Origin of the sequence: Psychrobacter sp. 78a-MNA-CIBAN-0178 (genome assembly GCF_040309625.1) — a bacterium.
Taxonomy (GTDB): Bacteria; Pseudomonadota; Gammaproteobacteria; order Pseudomonadales; family Moraxellaceae; genus Psychrobacter; species Psychrobacter okhotskensis.
Window position 1 is genome coordinate 73,254 of record NZ_JBEOOZ010000012.1, and the last position, 18,762, is coordinate 92,015.

The 18,762-nt window shown below is 41.5% G+C and carries 18 protein-coding genes; 8 read left to right on the forward strand and 10 right to left on the reverse strand.

Translation table 11 applies throughout. The features are described 5' to 3' along the window. Positions 1-78 precede the first annotated feature (78 nt). Positions 79-1,593 carry a type I restriction-modification system subunit M gene (locus AAEY80_RS08715; protein ID WP_350588192.1) on the forward strand — a complete coding sequence of 505 codons (1,515 nt, stop codon included), beginning with the start codon at positions 79-81 and terminating at the stop codon, positions 1,591-1,593. Continuing rightward, positions 1,583-2,806 (forward strand): restriction endonuclease subunit S, encoded by a 1,224-nt coding sequence (locus AAEY80_RS08720; protein WP_350588193.1) that lies wholly within the window; start codon positions 1,583-1,585, stop codon positions 2,804-2,806. Before AAEY80_RS08715 ends, AAEY80_RS08720 begins: the two co-directional genes overlap by 11 nt. Before the next feature lie 64 nt (positions 2,807-2,870). Here the strand turns inward: AAEY80_RS08720 and AAEY80_RS08725 are convergent, their stop codons facing one another. Then, positions 2,871-3,986: a protein kinase domain-containing protein gene (locus AAEY80_RS08725; RefSeq protein WP_350588194.1), complete on the reverse strand. Its 1,116-nt coding sequence runs from the start codon at positions 3,984-3,986 to the stop codon at positions 2,871-2,873. After that, entirely contained in the window at positions 3,967-4,419 is a 453-nt protein-coding gene (locus AAEY80_RS08730; protein ID WP_350588195.1) for a hypothetical protein, read from the reverse strand. The genes AAEY80_RS08725 and AAEY80_RS08730 overlap by 20 nt, the downstream gene beginning before the upstream one ends. Positions 4,420-4,977: 558 nt before the next feature. Between AAEY80_RS08730 and AAEY80_RS08735 the strand changes: the two genes are divergently transcribed. Genes AAEY80_RS08735 through AAEY80_RS08750 form a run of 4 tightly spaced genes read left to right on the forward strand, consistent with a single transcriptional unit; the run spans position 4,978 to position 11,242 of the window. After that, a complete protein-coding gene (locus AAEY80_RS08735; RefSeq protein ID WP_350588196.1) occupies positions 4,978-6,426 on the forward strand; it encodes an AAA family ATPase in 1,449 nt (482 codons plus the stop codon). After that, positions 6,410-7,036: an HNH endonuclease family protein gene (locus AAEY80_RS08740; RefSeq protein WP_350588197.1), complete on the forward strand. Its 627-nt coding sequence runs from the start codon at positions 6,410-6,412 to the stop codon at positions 7,034-7,036. Before AAEY80_RS08735 ends, AAEY80_RS08740 begins: the two co-directional genes overlap by 17 nt. Further along, positions 7,036-10,365, forward strand: coding sequence for a type I restriction endonuclease subunit R (locus AAEY80_RS08745; protein WP_350588198.1), 3,330 nt, complete (start codon positions 7,036-7,038; stop codon positions 10,363-10,365). The genes AAEY80_RS08740 and AAEY80_RS08745 overlap by 1 nt, the downstream gene beginning before the upstream one ends. A gap of 28 nt (positions 10,366-10,393) precedes the next feature. Further along, positions 10,394-11,242, forward strand: a complete 849-nt coding sequence (locus AAEY80_RS08750) for a M48 family metallopeptidase (protein WP_350588199.1) — start codon at positions 10,394-10,396, stop codon at positions 11,240-11,242. Between the two features lie 114 nt (positions 11,243-11,356). Here the strand turns inward: AAEY80_RS08750 and AAEY80_RS08755 are convergent, their stop codons facing one another. From AAEY80_RS08755 to AAEY80_RS08775, 5 genes are all read right to left on the reverse strand, one after another. After that, positions 11,357-11,740, reverse strand: a complete 384-nt coding sequence (locus AAEY80_RS08755; RefSeq protein ID WP_227692073.1) for a cytochrome b — start codon at positions 11,738-11,740, stop codon at positions 11,357-11,359. 172 nt (positions 11,741-11,912) lie between these two features. After that, a complete protein-coding gene (locus AAEY80_RS08760) occupies positions 11,913-12,185 on the reverse strand; it encodes a DUF2218 domain-containing protein (RefSeq protein WP_101210643.1) in 273 nt (90 codons plus the stop codon). Between the two features lie 49 nt (positions 12,186-12,234). Beyond that, complete coding sequence (locus tag AAEY80_RS08765) at positions 12,235-13,038, reverse strand: SDR family NAD(P)-dependent oxidoreductase (protein ID WP_350588200.1); 804 nt, start codon at positions 13,036-13,038, stop codon at positions 12,235-12,237. A 97-nt stretch (positions 13,039-13,135) separates the two neighbouring features. After that, positions 13,136-13,954 (reverse strand): DODA-type extradiol aromatic ring-opening family dioxygenase, encoded by an 819-nt coding sequence (locus AAEY80_RS08770; RefSeq protein ID WP_045452399.1) that lies wholly within the window; start codon positions 13,952-13,954, stop codon positions 13,136-13,138. A gap of 21 nt (positions 13,955-13,975) precedes the next feature. After that, positions 13,976-14,923, reverse strand: a complete 948-nt coding sequence (locus AAEY80_RS08775; RefSeq protein ID WP_045452401.1) for a glutathione S-transferase family protein — start codon at positions 14,921-14,923, stop codon at positions 13,976-13,978. Positions 14,924-15,085: 162 nt separating this feature from the next. Here AAEY80_RS08775 and AAEY80_RS08780 point away from each other — a divergent pair, with 162 nt between their 5' ends. Next, the gene (locus AAEY80_RS08780; protein WP_045452403.1) at positions 15,086-16,021 is read left to right on the forward strand and encodes a LysR family transcriptional regulator; all 936 of its coding nucleotides are present in this window, start codon (positions 15,086-15,088) and stop codon (positions 16,019-16,021) included. A gap of 135 nt (positions 16,022-16,156) precedes the next feature. Continuing rightward, a complete protein-coding gene (locus AAEY80_RS08785) occupies positions 16,157-16,585 on the forward strand; it encodes a hypothetical protein (RefSeq protein ID WP_201617582.1) in 429 nt (142 codons plus the stop codon). 79 nt (positions 16,586-16,664) lie between these two features. Here the strand turns inward: AAEY80_RS08785 and AAEY80_RS08790 are convergent, their stop codons facing one another. From AAEY80_RS08790 to AAEY80_RS08800, 3 genes are all read right to left on the reverse strand, one after another. Beyond that, positions 16,665-16,925 carry a helix-turn-helix transcriptional regulator gene (locus AAEY80_RS08790; RefSeq protein ID WP_201578560.1) on the reverse strand — a complete coding sequence of 87 codons (261 nt, stop codon included), beginning with the start codon at positions 16,923-16,925 and terminating at the stop codon, positions 16,665-16,667. A gap of 168 nt (positions 16,926-17,093) precedes the next feature. Next, the gene (locus AAEY80_RS08795) at positions 17,094-18,005 is read right to left on the reverse strand and encodes a recombination directionality factor (protein ID WP_201582809.1); all 912 of its coding nucleotides are present in this window, start codon (positions 18,003-18,005) and stop codon (positions 17,094-17,096) included. Positions 18,006-18,131: 126 nt separating this feature from the next. Further along, entirely contained in the window at positions 18,132-18,545 is a 414-nt protein-coding gene (locus AAEY80_RS08800; RefSeq protein ID WP_350588201.1) for a hypothetical protein, read from the reverse strand. Between the last annotated feature and the right edge of the window lie 217 nt (positions 18,546-18,762).

Consider the following 18,762-nt stretch of genomic DNA (forward strand, 5'->3'; position numbering starts at 1 on the left):
TAAGATATCCATATCAGACCCTGCTATCATTACCTCACTATAAAAACTCTTACCTTCCAAAGTATCTAGGAACCATAAATGCCCAGCCAAATCAATCAAGACGATATTAATAAAGCCGTATGGAATGCCTGTGACACCTTCCGTGGGGTCATTAGCGCCGATACCTATAAAGACTTCATCTTAACTATGTTGTTCCTAAAGTATTTGTCAGACGTCTATCGCGATGAGTACAACAAACTGGTTGAGCAGTTTGGTGACAATCCAGAACTGATCCATGCCATGATGTCCAAGCAGCGTTTTGTCTTACCTGAGGGCGCAAGCTTTTGGGATTTATATGAGCAGCGTCATCAGCCGGGCAATGGTCAACGTATCGATGAGGCCCTTCATGCGATTGAAGAAGCCAACGGCACTAAGCTCAAAAACGTCTTTCAAGACATCAGCTTTAACACCGATAAACTCGGTCAAGAAAAGCAAAAGAACGAGTTACTGCGGCATTTATTAGAAGACTTTGGCAAAGATATCCTTAACCTAAGCGTTGAGCGTGTCGGTAGTTTGGACGTGATTGGTAATGCCTACGAGTTTTTAATCAAGCACTTTGCCGCCAGTAGTGGCGCAACGGCGGGTGAGTTTTATACGCCACCAGAAGTATCGAGTTTACTGGCGACTATCCTTGAGCCTGTTGAAGGTGATCAAATCTGTGATCCGGCTTGCGGTTCAGGGTCGCTACTTATTAAATGCGGGGCGATGGTACGCAAAAACTCAAACTCCAAGAAATATGCGCTATACGGTCAAGAAGCCATTGGCTCGACATGGGCACTGGCTAAGATGAATATGTTTTTGCATGGTGAGGACAACCACCGAATCGAGTGGGGCGATACCATCCGCAATCCGCTGCTACTTGATAAGGACGGCAAGCACTTATTACAGTTCGATGTGGTCACTGCCAATCCGCCGTTTTCACTGGATAAATGGGGTCATGAGGATGCCAGCAGCGATCCTTATGGTCGCTTCCATCGCGGTGTACCGCCCAAGACCAAGGGCGACTATGCCTTTATCAGTCATATGATTGAAACGCTCAAGCCAAGTACTGGCAGAATGGGTGTAGTTGTACCACATGGCGTGCTGTTCCGCGCGTCTAGTGAAGGCAAAATCCGTCAGCAACTCATCGAAGAAAACCTGCTTGATACGGTGATTGGTTTACCTGAGAAGCTGTTTTTTGGCACGGGTATTCCAGCCGCAATTCTCATCTTTAAAAAGAATAAGACCGATAACAAAGTCCTGTTTATCGATGCCAGTAATGAGTTTAAATCAGGTAAAAATCAAAATCAGCTGACTGAAGATAACATTGCTAAAGTCATTGAGACTTATAAGGCGCGAGAAAGTGTCGATAAATATGCGTATCTAGCGAGCTTTGATGAGATAAAAGAAAATGACTTTAACCTAAATATTCCACGCTATGTCGATACCTTTGAGGAAGAGGCGGAGATTGATCTGGATGCGGTGCGTGCTGAACGTCTTGAGTTAAAGGCTGAACTCGATAGCTTAGAGATTGAGATGGCAGGGTTTTTAAAGGAGTTGGGTTATGGTGCCTAAGGGTTGGAAATTAACCTCACTTGGTGATATTTCTAGTAAAGTTCAGACTGGACCTTTCGGTAGTCAACTTCATGCTCACGAATATACAGATGAAGGCATTCCAGTTTTGATGCCAAAAGATTTGATTAACGGCAGAGCAGACATTAATAGTGCTGCAAAAATTACAGAGTCTAGAGCTGATGATCTTGCTAAGCATAAATTAAAAAAAGGCGATATTTTATTCAGTAGAAGAGGTGATGTTGCTCGATTTGGTTTAATAACGGAAGAGTCTGAAGGTGCACTGTGTGGCACAGGATGTTTAAAAGCTTCTATTAGTAAAGAACACTCGGCATTATTTTTATCTTATTTCCTACAAAAAAGTGCAGTAAGAAAGTGGTTAGAGCAAAATGCTGTTGGTCAAACAATGCTTAATTTAAATACTACGATACTTTCTGAACTACCAATTATGGTTGCCTCTTCAAAACAAGAACAACAAAAAATCGCCAAAATTCTATCTACTTGGGATAAAGCGATTGGCACCACTGAGCGTTTAATTGCCAATAGTACCCAGCAGAAAAAAGCCTTGATGCAGCAGTTGCTGACGGGTAAAAAGCGGTTGCTTGATGAGTCGGGGAAAAGGTTTGCGGGTGAGTGGGAAGAAGCAACAGTATCATCTTTTGGTAAGGTTGTTACTGGTAGCACGCCACCAAAAAATGATTCTAGCAATTATGATGGCAATATATCTTGGGCTACAGCTGAAGATTTTAAGCAAAAGTATGTATCAAATACTAAAGTTAAACTAACAGAATCAGGGGCAACTAAAGCTAGAGTTGTTCCTAAAGGAAGTGTCTTAGTAACTTGCATAGCGTCTATAGGAAAAAATGCGATAGCCAATGAAGATTTAGCTACCAATCAACAAATCAATTCCGTGGTAATTAATAAGAATAATTCAAATGAATTCTTTTATTATCTAATAGAGTTTAATACTCATAAATTACTAGCTTGGGCAGGGACTACAGCTGTACCTATACTAAATAAGACGAGTTTTGAAAAGGTAAAATTCATAGTACCAAATCTAAAAGAACAACAAAAAATCGCCACTGTTTTAACCAATGCCGATAAAGAAATTGAGTTGCTTGAGCAGCAATTGGCTGATTTGCAGCAAGAGAAAAAGGCGTTGATGCAGGTTTTGTTGACGGGTAAGAAGCGGGTGCGGGTTGATGGTTTAGTTTAAATATAACTAAGTAAAACTACTAGCGTAAATTAATGATTGTGTATATTATTAATCTACACAATCATTAATAATAATTGTCGATAGGATTGTGATATGGGTCCTCGCCATTATTATGTATTACTTTTTTGATGAAGTCAGGGTCTTGAAACCTATTATTATGAAACCTTAGCCAACTAAAAAGACGTACAATAACATATATTTCAGGACGTTCATTTCCCTTAGGAGATAATAAATGTTTAAAAATATACTTTAAGCCAGGTTCTAACTGGTTTAAATTTTTTTCAAAACTATCTGGAAAATTCCTACTATTCACTAGTAAATTAACATCCCCTATCTGCTTGGCATCGAATGGATACTCATTGAATATTAGTTTATATGCGTAAACACCGAATGACCAAGAATCATAGTTTTTTGTTTTTTCACCTTCTTGTAAAAAGTCTGGCGCCATAGTTACGAACGAAGATAGAAGCCGTCGGTTATTGTCGCTAAACACTAGATCTTCATCTACATCTCTCTCAAAACGAAATGCCTCATGTTGATAGAAGTTATTCTTTTGGCAACTCCCCATATCAAGAAATACCACTCCCGGTTCATTTTGCTTCTGATAATCCAAATCTAAATTAGGCATACTATAGTTGTCTTTAATTAGTATATTTCCTGGATGTATATCTCTATGCTCATAACCTAATCTATTGAAATAATTTAAACCTGAAGCAATCCGATGTAGTAATGTTATTTTTTGCTCTAACGTATAACTGTTCGTCTTTAGATTACTCAGTAAAACACCTTCTTGGTACTCATACGAAAAAAAATTTATTAATCCATCACACATATTAGTATATTTATGGACTAGTACTGGTAGTGGATAACTATTTTTAGGGATTAAAATTCTGCTCGTCTTAATATAATAGTTATCGAAATCTGGAGTTGCGTTAATATGATTATATTCTAAGACTGATGCTTCCTGTTTGAAGCGCTCTAATTCGATGTTATTTCTAGGTGCAATTAAAAACTTAATAACAACTTTTCTTTCGCCTTCCATATATAAGCAGTTTAAAGAACTACCTCCTCCCAATTTTTTATGGAATCTATATCCATCAATTCTATACAAACTTAAACTTTTTAAAAACTTCTTAGTTGAAAACTTATCATCTAGCTTACTATAACTCTTTAATCTCATATTTTTTGCAATATAGCATGATTTCTCCTTTGAATCCTGAAGGTATATCTTTAAAAGACTTCTCAATGCAATAGTATTTACTTTCAAGCCACTCAACAATCTCTTTTTCATCGTAACAACCCTCACTCCTTTCTTCAATATCTTCTTGAATATCAATAAGATCAATTACATTTGGACTGTAAATAAACCTAATACCTTCATCTTCTATAGGTACTATTTTATGGACATATCCAAATCTTAAAGCTTGATGCAAGTCTGTAGTACAAAAAATAGTTTCACTTCTTGCTCTCACTCCGAATTTATTATAAAACCAGTTATCAGCTACATTATGTATATTGATATTAGTATGCAATGGTACTCTAGGTTCTTTCAAAAATTTATTCTCAAGAATATTGTTATTGTTAATGTACGATAATCCTCTATAGAGCTTCACCTCACTCTCCTTTAAATCAATTTTAAGTTATAACGATCAAAATTGTTTAATCCATACCATATTAAAATTATTTTACATATTTACTTTATTTATAAGAACTGCAAATCTTACGTTAGAGTCATTTTAGCCTCACTTTTAATGGACATACTGGCAAATTATATAGGCTATCGTGATCAGTGTGTAGATACCATCTTGCCGAGGGACGAGGCGCGAATACAGTTTTAAAGAATACCGTCCCATGACTCGCATATTTCCCACTTTTTAAAGCATTCAGATATCGAGGCTACTTTTTTTGAGCTTTTACTTTTTATTTCTTGTCAAAGTAAATTGACACCATAACAACTATCAACTAATCTATACCCAACATAACCGCCACGCTTAGTGCCCTTTGGGTAACGCGCAACCTTGGCGGTTTTTCTTTACCTTTTTCATGACAGTATCGGACGAAATAAAGTGGCCTATAGCGATTGCTAACGACTCACTGCTATACTAACTCAATATTACTCATCCTCTATCAATAAATCCTACCGATGCAAAGCGTAAAGCTTGGACATAACCATGGAAATAAAAAAGTTAACGCTAAATAACCTAGGACGCTTTGAGAGCCTTGAAGTGGACTTTGCCCCGACTGAAGATAACGAGTCGAATGTTACCGTATTTATTGGTAATAACGGCGCAGGCAAGACCTCAATATTAGACGCATTAGCGACTTCATTAAGCTGGTTCGTTGCACGCTTGCGTACCGAAAAGGGCAGTGGTCATGCCATCGATGAGCTGTATATTATCGATAACGCACCAGCAGCTAGTATCACTTTGCAATTATCTGATGATATTCAAACCGATAGCGAAGCCGCGCTTTTATCGTATCAATGGACGTTAGTTAAAGCACGTAAAGGGCGCAAAAGCGATAAGTCTAGTAATTTGAGCCATCTTTCTAAGCTTGTAGATAATTACCGTCAGCAACTTACCGATAACGATAGTGCTAGCCTGCCTTTGATTGCTTACTATCCTGTTGAGCGTTCAGTGTTAGATATTCCATTAAAGATTAGAAACAAACACAATTTTGATCAGATAGACGGTTATGACAGTGCGCTGAATCAAGGCGTGGACTTTAGGCGATTTTTTGAATGGTTTCGCGAGCGTGAAGATATTGAGAACGAGGAGGAGAATAGAAGGTACGAATCATTTATTGAGATTGAATTCTCAGACATTGACGCTTTAATGGACAATTATGAGCAAAGAATAAAAAAGATAGATTTTAATGATGTAGATACTGCAAAAAAAGAAATTGGAGACATACAAGAGTCAATATCTTTTATTAAAAAAATTTTAAATGATGAATACCAAGACAATCAACTAAAAGCAGTTAGAACCGCTATCACAGCTTTTATGCCCGATCTAAGCAATATTCGAGTACAGCGTAAGCCACGTCTGCATATGGCAGTCGATAAAAACGGTAAATCACTGAATGTTATGCAACTCTCGCAAGGTGAGAAATCACTTATGGCGTTAGTAGGAGACATTGCTAGACGTCTAGCAATGATGAATCCTGAATTGGACAATCCTTTACACGGCGATGGCATTATCTTGATAGATGAAGTCGATATGCACCTGCATCCCAGTTGGCAGCGTAACCTTGTGCAGCGCTTTACCGATACCTTTCCTAAATGCCAGATTGTCCTAAGTACTCATTCGCCTTTAGTCATTAGCGATCAAAAGGATATTTTAGTTTATTTGTTAAATGATGGTGAGATCATCGCATTGCCACCTTTATATGGTGAGGACGTTAATACTGTCTTGCTAGAAGTGATGGATACTGACATTCGTGATCATGATATTAACGAAAAGCTTGGCAATCTATTAGATGCAATACAGGATGCTGATATTGGCAATGCTAAAACGCTTTTAGAAGCTTTAGAAATGGAGCTGCCATCAGGCAACATGGAGCTTGCCAAAGCAAGGTTGCTACTTCGTAAAAAGGAGCTGCAACTTGCGAAAAATAACTAAGCAAACAGGGTTTGAGCCACAAAGTCTTACCCGCTGGAAGCGAGCAAACCCTCATGGCAATTACGATAAATTAAATAAAGTAGAAAGAGAAGATATTCGACTTGCTTGTGCAACAGAACAGTTCTATCTCTGCGCATACTGCTGCAAACCCATTTCAGGTAATGGCAAAGATTGCATGAATGAACATGTCCTCGCTAGACGCATAGCGCCAAATAGGAGCCTTGATTATACCAATATTGTTGCCAGCTGTAGGACCCCTAAACAATGTGATAATGCACATGGTTCGCAGCCATTACCACTTACGCCTTTTGATATTGAATGTGAGACAGACTTAGAGTTTAAGTTAAGTGGTAGAGTGGAAGGCAAAACTGCTAAGGCCAAAGAAACCGTTCGCGTATTAAATTTGGGCAATGACAATAAATCTTTGGTGGAGCAAAGACGGCAGTTTGTACAAGCTTTATTATTAGGTAATGGCATTAACCCTAATGATGTCATAGATGATAGTGATTTAATCCAAATGGTCATTGATGATTTATCGCATCCTAAGAATGGCAAACTTGAAGCCTTTGCGCCAATTGCTATAAATGCATTGAGGCAATGGGTGGCGTAATGTCTAATAACACGATTAACTTCGCAGAAGAATTTAGCTCAAAGCTTCCTGCCTTAGCACTGCTTACCACACTAGGCTATCAATTTATTCCGCCAAGCCAATGCAACGCTATGCGTGCTAGTAAGCTGCTAGCGAATCAGGCTAATGCTAATAAAGCCACCAACCAAGTGGTGTTATTGCCCATCATGCGTGCGTTCTTAGCCAAGCAAACCTTTATGTTTGAAGGCACACCGCATTATTTATCAGACAGTGCCATTGATAAAATCATGCACGAGCTAAATCCCGCCATGAACTTAGGCTTGCAGCTCGCCAATGAAAAGCTCTATAACGCCATGCTGTACGGCGTAACGGTGACCGAGTTTATCGACGGTAAAAAAACCTCGCAGACCGTCGCTCTGATAGATTGGAATAATATTGATAATAATAGCTTTCACGTTACTGAAGAGATGGTAGTACAGAATACTGAGGGCACAGGTAATGTCATTCCTGATATCGTTTGCTTCGTGAACGGTCTACCGCTGGCAGTGGTCGAAGCCAAGCGCCCTGATTCGAATAGAGAGGGACAGTCGACCAATGCTCAAGCGGTGTCCCAGCATATTCGCAATCAAAAGCCGAAATTTATTCCAAACCTATTTGCCTATAGCCAGTTATTACTTGCGGTTAACGGTAATGACGGTCTGTATGCTACTTGCGGTACACCTAGGAAATTTTGGGCGAAATGGGTCGAAGAAGAAATCTCTGAGCCTGATTTTCATCGTTTAAAAAACCAAGCGCTCAGTGACGAGCAGATTGATAACTTGTTTGGTGATCGTCCTACCTCTATTAAAGATGAATATAAATCATTGATTGCTGGCGGTGATTTAGTCGTCACCGACCAAGACCGCTTAATCATCAGTCTTTTGCAGCCTGAACGTCTGCTTGAGATGACGCGCATGTTTACCTTGTTTGATAAAAAAGCTGGCAAAATCGTTGCTCGTTATCAGCAAGTCTTTGGTATCAAAGCTCTGATTGATCGTATCAGTACCTTTGATGGCCCTGATGGTAAGTCGGGTAGTCGGCAAGGCGGTGTCATTTGGCATACTACAGGCAGTGGTAAGTCCTTTACGATGGTGTTTTTCTCCAAAGCTTTGATTTGGTTAGAGGATCTCGCGAAGTGCCGCGTCATTATCGTCACCGACCGTGTCGATCTAGAAACTCAGCTTAGTAAAACCTTTGCTTCTGGTGGTGTATTATCCGATCGTGATAAATCCGATGCTATGGCAACCTCTGGTCGCCGTTTAGCTCAGCAAATCGGTCATGGTAATGAGCGTGTTATTTTCTCCATTATTAATAAGTTTGGCTCAGCCGTTAAATATGATGAATGTTATAACGACAGCCCAAATATCATCGTTATGGTCGATGAAGGTCACCGTAGCCAAAACGGTGAGAATAATATTCGTATGGCGCAAGCCTTGCCAAACGCTGCTTTTATTGCCTTTACAGGTACGCCATTGCTAAAAGATGACAAGACCGAGAATAAATTCGGTAGCATCATCCACTCTTATACCATGCAGCAAGCGGTTAAAGATAAAACGGTCACGCCACTGTTATACGAAGAGCGTATCCCTGAGCTTAATACCAATGACCAAGCTATCGATGCATGGTTTGACCGTATTACCCAAAAGCTTACCGATGATCAAAAGACTGACCTTAAACGTAAGTTCTCTCAAAAAGGTCAAATCTATCAGGTTGAAGGACGTATTGAGCTGATCGCTCATGACATCTCTGATCATTTCCAAAACTTTAAACAGCAGCACCTAAAAGGTCAACTGGCTTGTGACTCTAAAGCCTCAGCTATCCGCTATAAAATGGCGTTAGATAAGATTGGCAAAGTGACCTCAGTGGTTGCCATGTCGCCACCTGATACCCGTGAGGGGCATGATACCGTCGATGGCGAGTCAAAAGACATTGTCCAGAATTGGTGGCAAGCCAATGTCGCCAATCAGTATGGCGGTGACGAAAAAGCCTATACCAAAGCTATCATAGAAGCCTTTAGTCAGGATGATGGTCCTGACATTATGATTGTTGTCGATAAGCTACTAACGGGCTTTGATGAGCCAAAAAACACCGTACTGTATATCGATAAGCCCTTAAAGCAGCACAACCTGATTCAGGCGATTGCACGGGTAAACCGCTTGCATGAGAAGAAACGCTTTGGTTATTTGATTGATTATCGCGGCATCTTAAAAGAGCTGGATATCACTATTGAAAAATACCAAGACTTAGCAGAACGTACGCAAGGTGGCTTTGATATCGATGACCTCAAAGGTCTATATAACGCGATGGATACTGAGTACAAGCAGCTACCGAGGTTACATAGTGAGCTGTGGGCGATCTTCTCATCGGTAAAAAATAAGCAAGACGGTCAAGCGTTAAGGCAGGTGCTGGCGCCAAAGATGCAAGAGATCGACGGCAGAGTAGTCGATACCAAGCTTAAAGAGCGTGATGACTTTTATGCAGCTTTGACCGCATTTTCTAACGCTATGAAAATTGCGTTGCAATCGGCGTCTTTCTTTGAAGACAAATCATTTGATAGCAAGCGTGATCGCTACAAAGCCGATCTAAAAGCCTTTATCAATCTACGTAAGCAAGTCCGTGAAGATGCAGATGAAACCATCGACTATGATGAATATGAAGCAGATATTCGCAGCTTGCTTGATAAGCATATCGCAGGCCTTGAAGTTCGCGAAGCAAAAGGTGCTTACTTGGTTGGTAACTTAGGTAAGGATGTTAAGCCTGAAGAATTAAGCGATGATGAAGCGCGCAACCAAACCGATAAAATCACTGGTCGTGTCACCAAGATGATTGAGCAAGATCTTGCTGATGATCCTTATGCCCAAGAGTATTTTTCTAAATTGCTCAAGCAAGCGATTGCGGATGCTAAGGCCATGTTCGATGCGCCAGTGAAGCAGTACATGATGTTTGCTGATTTTGAGCAAGCTGTCAAAGACCGCGATGTCGCTGATGTACCGAATGCGTTTATCGATGATAGTGGTAAATTGAACAAACATGCTCAGGCGTACTTTGGTTTGTTTAAGCATTTATTTGATTTTGATTTCTTGATAGATAAAGATTTAGATAACGACAAGCTAGTCGCTTACGCCTTTGAGATTGATAAGATCGTTAAGACAGCAGTGGCTGAGTATTCTATCAATCCAGCAGAAATTGAAAATGCTATTAGTGTCAAATTGCTGCCGATGTTATTTATGGATTTAGGTATTGATAAAGCGCAACAGCTTATCGAGGAAGTACTAAAGATTACCCGTCTTGGACTTTCGAGAGACAAGTAGCCTAAGAGTAGCAAGAGGGTAGTAGGCAATGACTGAGAATGGTGCATTTTATTATGGTCAAGATAAAATTGACTATGAAGTCGTGCGTAAAGAAGCAACTTATGTCGTGCGTAAAGAAGCAACTTATAAAGAAAAGATAAATAAGCCTGAAAGCGACAAGCTGATTGCTAAAAAGGCTAAGCCTCGAAAAGTGATCATTAAAGTACATCCTGATCAGCGTGTGGTCGCCACCGCACCTAACGATGCTACCGATGAGATGATACACGATGCGATGATGCAGCGTGCGCGCTGGATATGGCAAAGCCTACAAGACTTTGCCAAGCAACAAGATCATGTATTACCCAAACGTTATGTTAGCGGTGAGACCCAGTTTTATTTGGGTCGTCGTTATGTGTTAAAAGTGATAACCAGTACAGAAACTGCTGATGGGATAAACAGCACGGTGAAGCTTAGTCGCGGTAAGCTGAATGTGGAATTGTCTCAAATTGATTCTGAATTAGACTCTGAAAAACAAGCAGTTCTCGTGAAAAGCTTGATTGATAAATGGTATAAAGATAAATTTACGTCGGTCTCTAGAGAGAGGCTTGAAGCCTTGCTATATAAGGCCTCGTGGGTCGAGAGTAGTCCCTCAATAAAATTAATGACCATGAAAAAGCAATGGGGGAGCTGCTCAATTAAAGGCAATTTAATATTAAATCCTCATTTAATAAAAGCCCCAAAGGAGTGCATTGATTACGTGATATTGCATGAGCTGTGTCATATAGCTGAGCATAACCATAGCGAGAACTTTTGGCGCCTATTAACGCAAGTAATGCCGAACTGGAAAGAGGTGAAGGCTAGGCTCGACGGGATGGCTGAGTTTTACTTGAATGAGTAAAATTTGGAGCTAGATAGTTTAAGATGGTTTTTTGGAAAAATATCAGCCTCCGATATACTCGAGGCGCTTCACTATGCTACTCAATAGAGTTATTCTGTAGTAATTTTAAAGGCACTACAGCATCCGCTTTAAGGTGTTATCCTTTTTAATGTAATGATGATACAAAGCCATAGCAGTGTGGACAATGATTAGTGCTGTCAGCATCCAAGCCAGTGGTGCATGCAGTTGACCCAGCGTTGCCGCCCAAGCAACCTTTTCACCTTCAGCAAAGATATCAAAGCCGAATGCGGTTAGGCCATAGCCTCCACCAATCATTATCATGATTCCAGCTAGCGGCAGCAGTAACATACACGCGTAAAGCAAACCATGACCAGCGATAACCAGCTTGGCAGTGGTTGGCTCGTGTACTGGACGTTGATGGCGTTGCGAAGCGACCCACATCAGTCTCAGGACAACTAATACGAGCAATAGAACACCAATAGAAACATGCCAAGGCACTAACGTCTGACCGATCCAATGCTCGCCGTCGCTGATACGGTCAGTGAACTTAAGTAACTACCAGAAGATTAATACTGTCATACTCCAGTGAAAAAATTTGCTAATGCGACCATAGCGCTCTTTCGAATCAATATTCATAACCTTTTCTTCTTGTATTGGCTGTGATGCTCAATTAAGCCCATTCGATAACAAGCGTCTCTTTGCCAGCCATACGTAGCAAATGATCACTGACAACTTGCTGTAATTTTGGCAACTGCTCGGTATCACTTTTGAGTGTTACTATCAGTAAGTCAGTACAATACATCTGACAGACACCCATGGGCAGCTCAATCTCACCTTTATCTGAGCTTAGGGTAACGGGCAGCTTATGTGCCCAGTGCTTGCACAGTCGATTCATTATTTGCTGCGGATTTTGTGTTTGTATCGTTGCGCTAGATGTTAGCATAATTAAATACCCTTATTATTAATGATAGAAACTTACCGTCTAAAACTCGTTAAGCAATACTTTCTACAATACCACCTTCAACCCGTAGTGCTGAACCCGTGGTTGCGCTCGCTTGTGTTGAGGCAATATAGACACTCATGTTGGCAATTTCTTCAGGGGTTGCAAAACGCTTAAGTAGCGTTGATGGACGGTTCTCATCTAAGAATACGCCTTCCATCTCCTCCGCTGAGACGCCGCGCTCATCCGCCAGTTCTTGCATCATGGCTTTTGCGCCCTCGGTTCGAGTCGGTCCTGGCAAAATACTATTCACTGTCACACCGCTGCCCGCTAACACTTTGGCAAGACCACGTGATACGCCTTGAATAGCTGCTTTAGTCACGCCGTAGTGCACCATTTCAGCTGGGATATTCAATGCCGATTCACTAGAGATAAACTGAATACGACCCCAACCTTTTTCCTTCATTGCTTTTGCATAATGCCGCGACAGACGGACACCGCTCATGACATTAATTTGGAACATCTCCTCCCAAGCATTGTCATCAATATCAAAGAAAGGGGTGGCGCCATAAATCCCTAGATTGTTCACTAAGATATCTACTTCTGGCAAGGTGTTGATAATTGTCTGACAGCCACCAGCCGTCCCCGCATCAGCAACAATGCCTTTTATATTATTGGCATCATTAACAGCATCAGCTTGTTGAAGCTGTTTGATCGCCTCATCAACGCCAGCTTGATCGCGACCAACGATAGTGACTTGTGCGCCAGCTTTGGCAAGACCTGTTGCAATAGCGAGGCCAATACCCGCAGTTGAACCTGTGACGAGTGCTGTTTTTCCATTAAGGTTGATGTTCATAATATTTCTCCGTTTATAAATAATTTTTGTCTATGTATGTTTGCTGCTTTGTGAGTATCAGTTTATAAAGAATTAAATGAATATCAGATTAATAAATTTAGCCAAACTGAAAGGCTGAAATCTGAGTTTTCATGACTTGCTGAGAATATGTTTTCTTACCTCTATCTGTTCCTGCTGCCCCTACGGCAACCATTAAAGGTAGCAAATGCTCCTCCGCACCTAATAGATGAGAATCCAATGCATGAGGTGCCTCTGGCCAATTAGCAAGCGCTGCAAAGCGCTCATCTGCATTAGCTGCAACTGCTGTCGTTAGCCACTCGTCAAATATTACTGACGGTGCGGTAAAACTCGAATCACCATAGCCTCGCATATTATGAAAGCTCATACCACTGCCTACGATCAACACGCCTTCATCACGTAGTGAGGCAAGCGCTTGGCCCGCTCTTAGATGTACTTTTGGGTCTAAATCATGACGCAGAGATAGCTGTACTACTGGAATATCGGCGTCAGGGAACATCAGTTTCAGTGGAATAAACACCCCATGATCAAAACCTCTGGAACTGTCCTGCTTATTGCTTAAACCAGCATCGATGAGCAAATGACCAATTCGCTCAGCCAGTACTGGCGCACCAGCTGCTGGATAAGTCAGCTGATACGTATGCTCAGGGAAGCCAGAGTAATCATAAATCAGCTCAGGCTGCTTGCTGGCAGTAATACTAAACTCCCGCGTTTGCCAATGGGCACTGACTATTAAAATAGCTTTGGGACGCTCTGGCAAACCATTTGAGCTATTAGTTAAAAAGTCAGCCATCTGATCCCAAGTGTCTGCTGGTTGCCAATCCATAAAAAAACAAGGCCCGGCACCATGAGGTATAAACAATACAGGTTGCTTGACTGTGGTTGATTCATTATTCATGAACTTTACTCCTTTATCTTGCTAAATATGTTCAGGCCCTGTGGGCACGATTCCATTGGGATTTAACGCTTTGATAGAGTAATAGCCTGCTTTGATGTGCTTGATACTCACCGTCTCTGAAATGCCATCAAGCGCTAAGATTCGTAGCATATAAGCATGTAGAGAACTCATATCTTTGATCAAGTTACGGTTGCATTTAAATAGACCGTGATAAGCGGCATCAAAACGTACTAAAGTCACAAACAGTCGAATATCTGTTTCCGTCAGCTGCTCACCAAATAGATAATGACGACCATCACTCAGGCGCGCCTCAAGCATATCTAAGGTGTCAAATACTTGCTGATAAGCTTCTTCATAAGCCCCTTGTGTCGTCGCAAATCCTGCTTTGTATACGCCGTTGTTTAAATTCTCATAGATAACTAAGTTTAGGGCTTCGATATCATCAGCAAGCTCTTTTGGAAACAAGTCAACGTAATTTGGCACGAGTTCTGTAAAAGCGGTATTTAGCATACGTAAGATATCAGCAGACTCATTATTAACGATAGTATTGGTTTTTTTGTCCCAAAGCACAGGTACAGTCGCGCGTCCGGTAAATTGAGGGTCTGCTTTGGTATAAAGTTGATGAGCAAATTGGGCATGATTAATAGGATCACTGTCAGCACCGTCAAAGCCACCAAACTGCCAGCCTTGATTGCCAAGCTGCGGATTGACCACGGTAATATCGATTATATCTTGCAGACCTTTTAACTGACGTGCCATCAAGGTACGTGAGGCCCAAGGGCAAATCAGCGCTACGTATAGATGATAGCGGTCTTTTTCTGCTTTAAAGCCCCCAGTACCCGTTGGTCCTGCTTGTCCATCAGCAGTAATCCAATGACGGAACGATGAGGTTTGACGAATAAAACGCCCTTGTTCGTCTTCTGCTTGTACCGGTTGCCAGTCTTCAGTCCAATTGCCATTGATTAACATAATACTTACTCCTAGTCAGATGATTGCTTTTAAAAAGCATGACCCTACTTTACCATCAACATAAAAAAAGAGTAAGATAGGTGATATTGATTAATTAACAACATATCGTTGATAATGGCTTTATTGTTCAATTTCGATAGTTAAAGAAAAACAGGGCAAAATATGGATAGAATCGATGCGATGCGTGCCTTTGTAGCGGTGGTGACCGAAGGCAGCTTTACTAATGCGGCAAATACTCTGCAACTGTCACCTCAATTGGTGAGCAAATATGTCTCTAAGTTGGAGGAGCAGCTAAATAATCGTCTGCTGAATCGTACCACCCGTAAAGTAAGCCTCACCGAAGCTGGTAGTCATTACTTTGGTCATGCGCAGCAGATTTTATTGAGTATGGATGATATGGAGTCGCAACTAAGTGGTTTGCAGCAAAACCCTAAAGGTGTGTTGCGCATAAGTGCGCCAGTATCTTTTGCTTTAAAACATATGGCTAAATTAGTCACTGACTTTCAGATCCGTTATCCATTGGTCACAGTCGATCTACAATTGACTGATCGTAAAGTCGATATTGTTGAAGAAGGGTTTGATATTGCACTGCGTATAGGTCAACTGAAAAGCTCATCACTTATTGCGAAGGAAGTGGCACCTATTCGTGTGGTTCTGTGTGCGTCGCCTGAATATTTGAAAAAGCATGACACACTCGATAAGCCTGAAGATTTAGAGAATCATCGCTATTTACATTATAGCTATATGAACATGGACGCGAAGGAAGAGGTCTACCAATTATTAAAGGCGAAGATTCTCAAGCAAGGTAGTGAGTTTCTTAGTAATAACGGTGATGTGTTGGTAGAAGGAGCTATTGAAGGTGCAGGATTGGTATTACAGCCGACATTTATTGTCAGTGAAGCAGTTAGCAGTGGCAAGCTGGTGATAGTATTGCCTGAACTTGAACCTAAACGCTTAGGTTTATATGCCGTCTACGCCCATAGAAAGCTACTACCGCACAAAGTCAGGTGTTTTATCGATTTTATGGAAGGCTATTATGGAGCGCCGCCTTATTGGGATGAGTCTATAGCCAAAAGCCAGTCGCTCAGTAATACGTGAGGCACTGGATAACTAGCTTCTCCTAAGATAGATGCGGCTTGCTATTTTTTATGCTACTACACTTTACAGCGGTTGAGATATTGCTGTTAGTATCCGCTTGTAACTATCCCCTAAACTAACACAGCGATTATTTTATTGGGACGTTATGAATCCACGTATTTTTTAAGTCCAGCGCAAGCACATATCACTTGGATTCTAAAGGGCGTTGATGGTATTGAAAAAGACTATGAGTATTTTTCGCCACCATTTTTGTTAGCCTTGGACGAGGTGTATAACAAAATTCGCAATCTAAATTACCGCTACATGCCTGCTGGTACGTTGTTCCCTGAAGAGGTGCAGCAGTACGACCTCTATATCATCCGTGAAGCATTAAGTAATGCCATTGGTCATCAAGACTATCGTCTGGGTAGACTAGCTGACTTTGATAAGATGCTGACTAATAAATTACCGCAAGTACTAAATGATAAACAGCGTAAAAACAAGGTGCGTAATCTATTACAGAAAATGTGCCGTGATAGCCTAGTGGCTTCTAAAGATCAAACTTGGTATCTTGCAGATAGCTAGAAGTGGCTAAACGTAGCTAGATGCGGTTAAGGACAGCAAAAAAATAAGCCGCGTAGTGCGGCTTATTTTCTATCCTTGATCAGTGAATCCGATCAGCCATCTTACTCTCAATCCAAGCAGCCACTTCGCGTTCTACCCATGCTACACGTCCCTTTGATAGCTTTACTTGAACAGGGAATGTTGGGTCGTAACGATCAGATTTTTTATTGACCATCTCATAAATCGTAGTACTGCTAAGCGCTGTATAATGCATTACCTGCTTGAGCGGTATCATGCGAGGTATCTGTAAAGCGTTAGCTGTTGATACGTTTTGTTGTGTGTTCGCATTTAACTGTTCCATGATTATCTCCTTTGTAAATTAATGAGAATCTTTCTTCTCATACAGTTACGGAGTCCCATATTTTTTTACGGCATCCCATGTAGTCCAGTAACTGGCCTTGTATGAAACAATAAAAAAAGAGCTGAATAAATCAGCTCTTTATTATGTCGCATCTCTAGCCCGATGGTTTTAGCTCACTACTGTCACGCTTTTTCGTAAGCCTTGCTCAATGCTGCTCACGTTATGAGTCGCTAACCCATTCTGATAATTCCCTTGCTGAGTACTGCTCACATCCTCCGTCTCGATTGGATAAAACTCTTCGACCACATCAAGTAGACCATCGCTATCAACCTCAAAGCAGGAGTTCACATAACCTTGTTTAGCCGCTTCTTCTAACGCCGCTTGATCAAAGCCATGTTCGCTAAGCTCACGATCAATCGCTCCAGCATGTTGTACCGCATCTTTAAGCGTCACCCCATCACGCAATGTCAGATCCACAAAGTAAATTGGCGTACGATAACTTTGCGTGGTGCTTTTACCCCTTAGCGTGAGTTGTAGTGGCAGACAAGATAGCTTATTGCCTGATACTGCAGCAAAATAGCTTAAGCGTGCGGCAAGCGTTCTAATACTATTAAAGCCAGTCGTGCGGAAGATGAATGTGCCCAGCTCATCGTCTTCAGACAGATTGACATAAAGCCGTCCATACGGTTTACAAGCACCGCCTTGCGCTAGTGGACAACGATCAGGGGATGGGCAAGGTAATTGCTCCACACCCTTGCTTGTGCGCCGCTGACACTGCTCACCGTCGCCTACGCATAGCGGGCGTCCAGTTTGCCGATCAAACAAAGTATATTCAGCACGGAGGTTTAGTTCAGGGTCATTAAACAGCATACGCACGGGTATTTGCCTCAGCTTGCCTTCATTAGTTGCGCGTAGCTTTTCATCGAGTGGATGATTGATCCAGCCGTCTTTATTTTGGACTTGGCTGGTGATGGTAAATTGATCGTCTTTGGCAGGCAGACGCTTGCCATCTTTTTGAATGACACGTCCAATGCTGATACGACCTAATACTGGTGGGGTTATGGTGAGACCTTTAATCATGGTGATATTCCTTATGTGTTTTGATGAGCCATAAAAAAGCCCACCGATTAGGGTGGGCAGTTATGCGCTTTGATTGATTTGCTTTGATTGGTTAATAGATGTTTTGATGATTGAGTAATCTTTGGCTTAGTCATTAAGCACAACGAAGCGTCTGCTACCTTGCTTTGTCTTACCAAACTGCACGAGCAATTCAGGATGCGCCTTGATGGCAGCCTTGCTATCAAGACCGATACTGTCTTTCGAGCGCTTCCATGAAATAGCACCTTTTTCAAACACTGCTACTTCATGATCGGCAATAAGCGTTTGTAGCTGATGCTTTACCTGATCATGACGCTGCTCTAACTCTTGCATGTAATCACGGTAGCTCAGTAGTTGCTCAAATAGCTTGTTAGCGCCAGCATCATTTTTAAAGTCAATTTTGCTGTTAGGCTCAGGTTTGGGATAAAGCTGTTTTAGTGCACGCGCTGCCGACTCACTATGATCAGGGGTTGGTGGTGTGTCTGTTTGCACGTACTGCCAGAATAACCTTTCATGCTCCATGATGGACTCAATCAAGCGCTCGTCACGCTCAACTTTATAAATCTTAGCCTCATGTCCACAGAGTAGTACGCAGATGTGCGCCGCCGTTTTGCCTGTGACCGCTAGCTGATGCTGTACTTGGCAAGTGACATATAAGGGTACCCCCCTATGGCAGGATAGTTGTCACCCCTAAAGAATAATCCAAATGGGGGCACAAGGACCAATCATGCCACGTTAT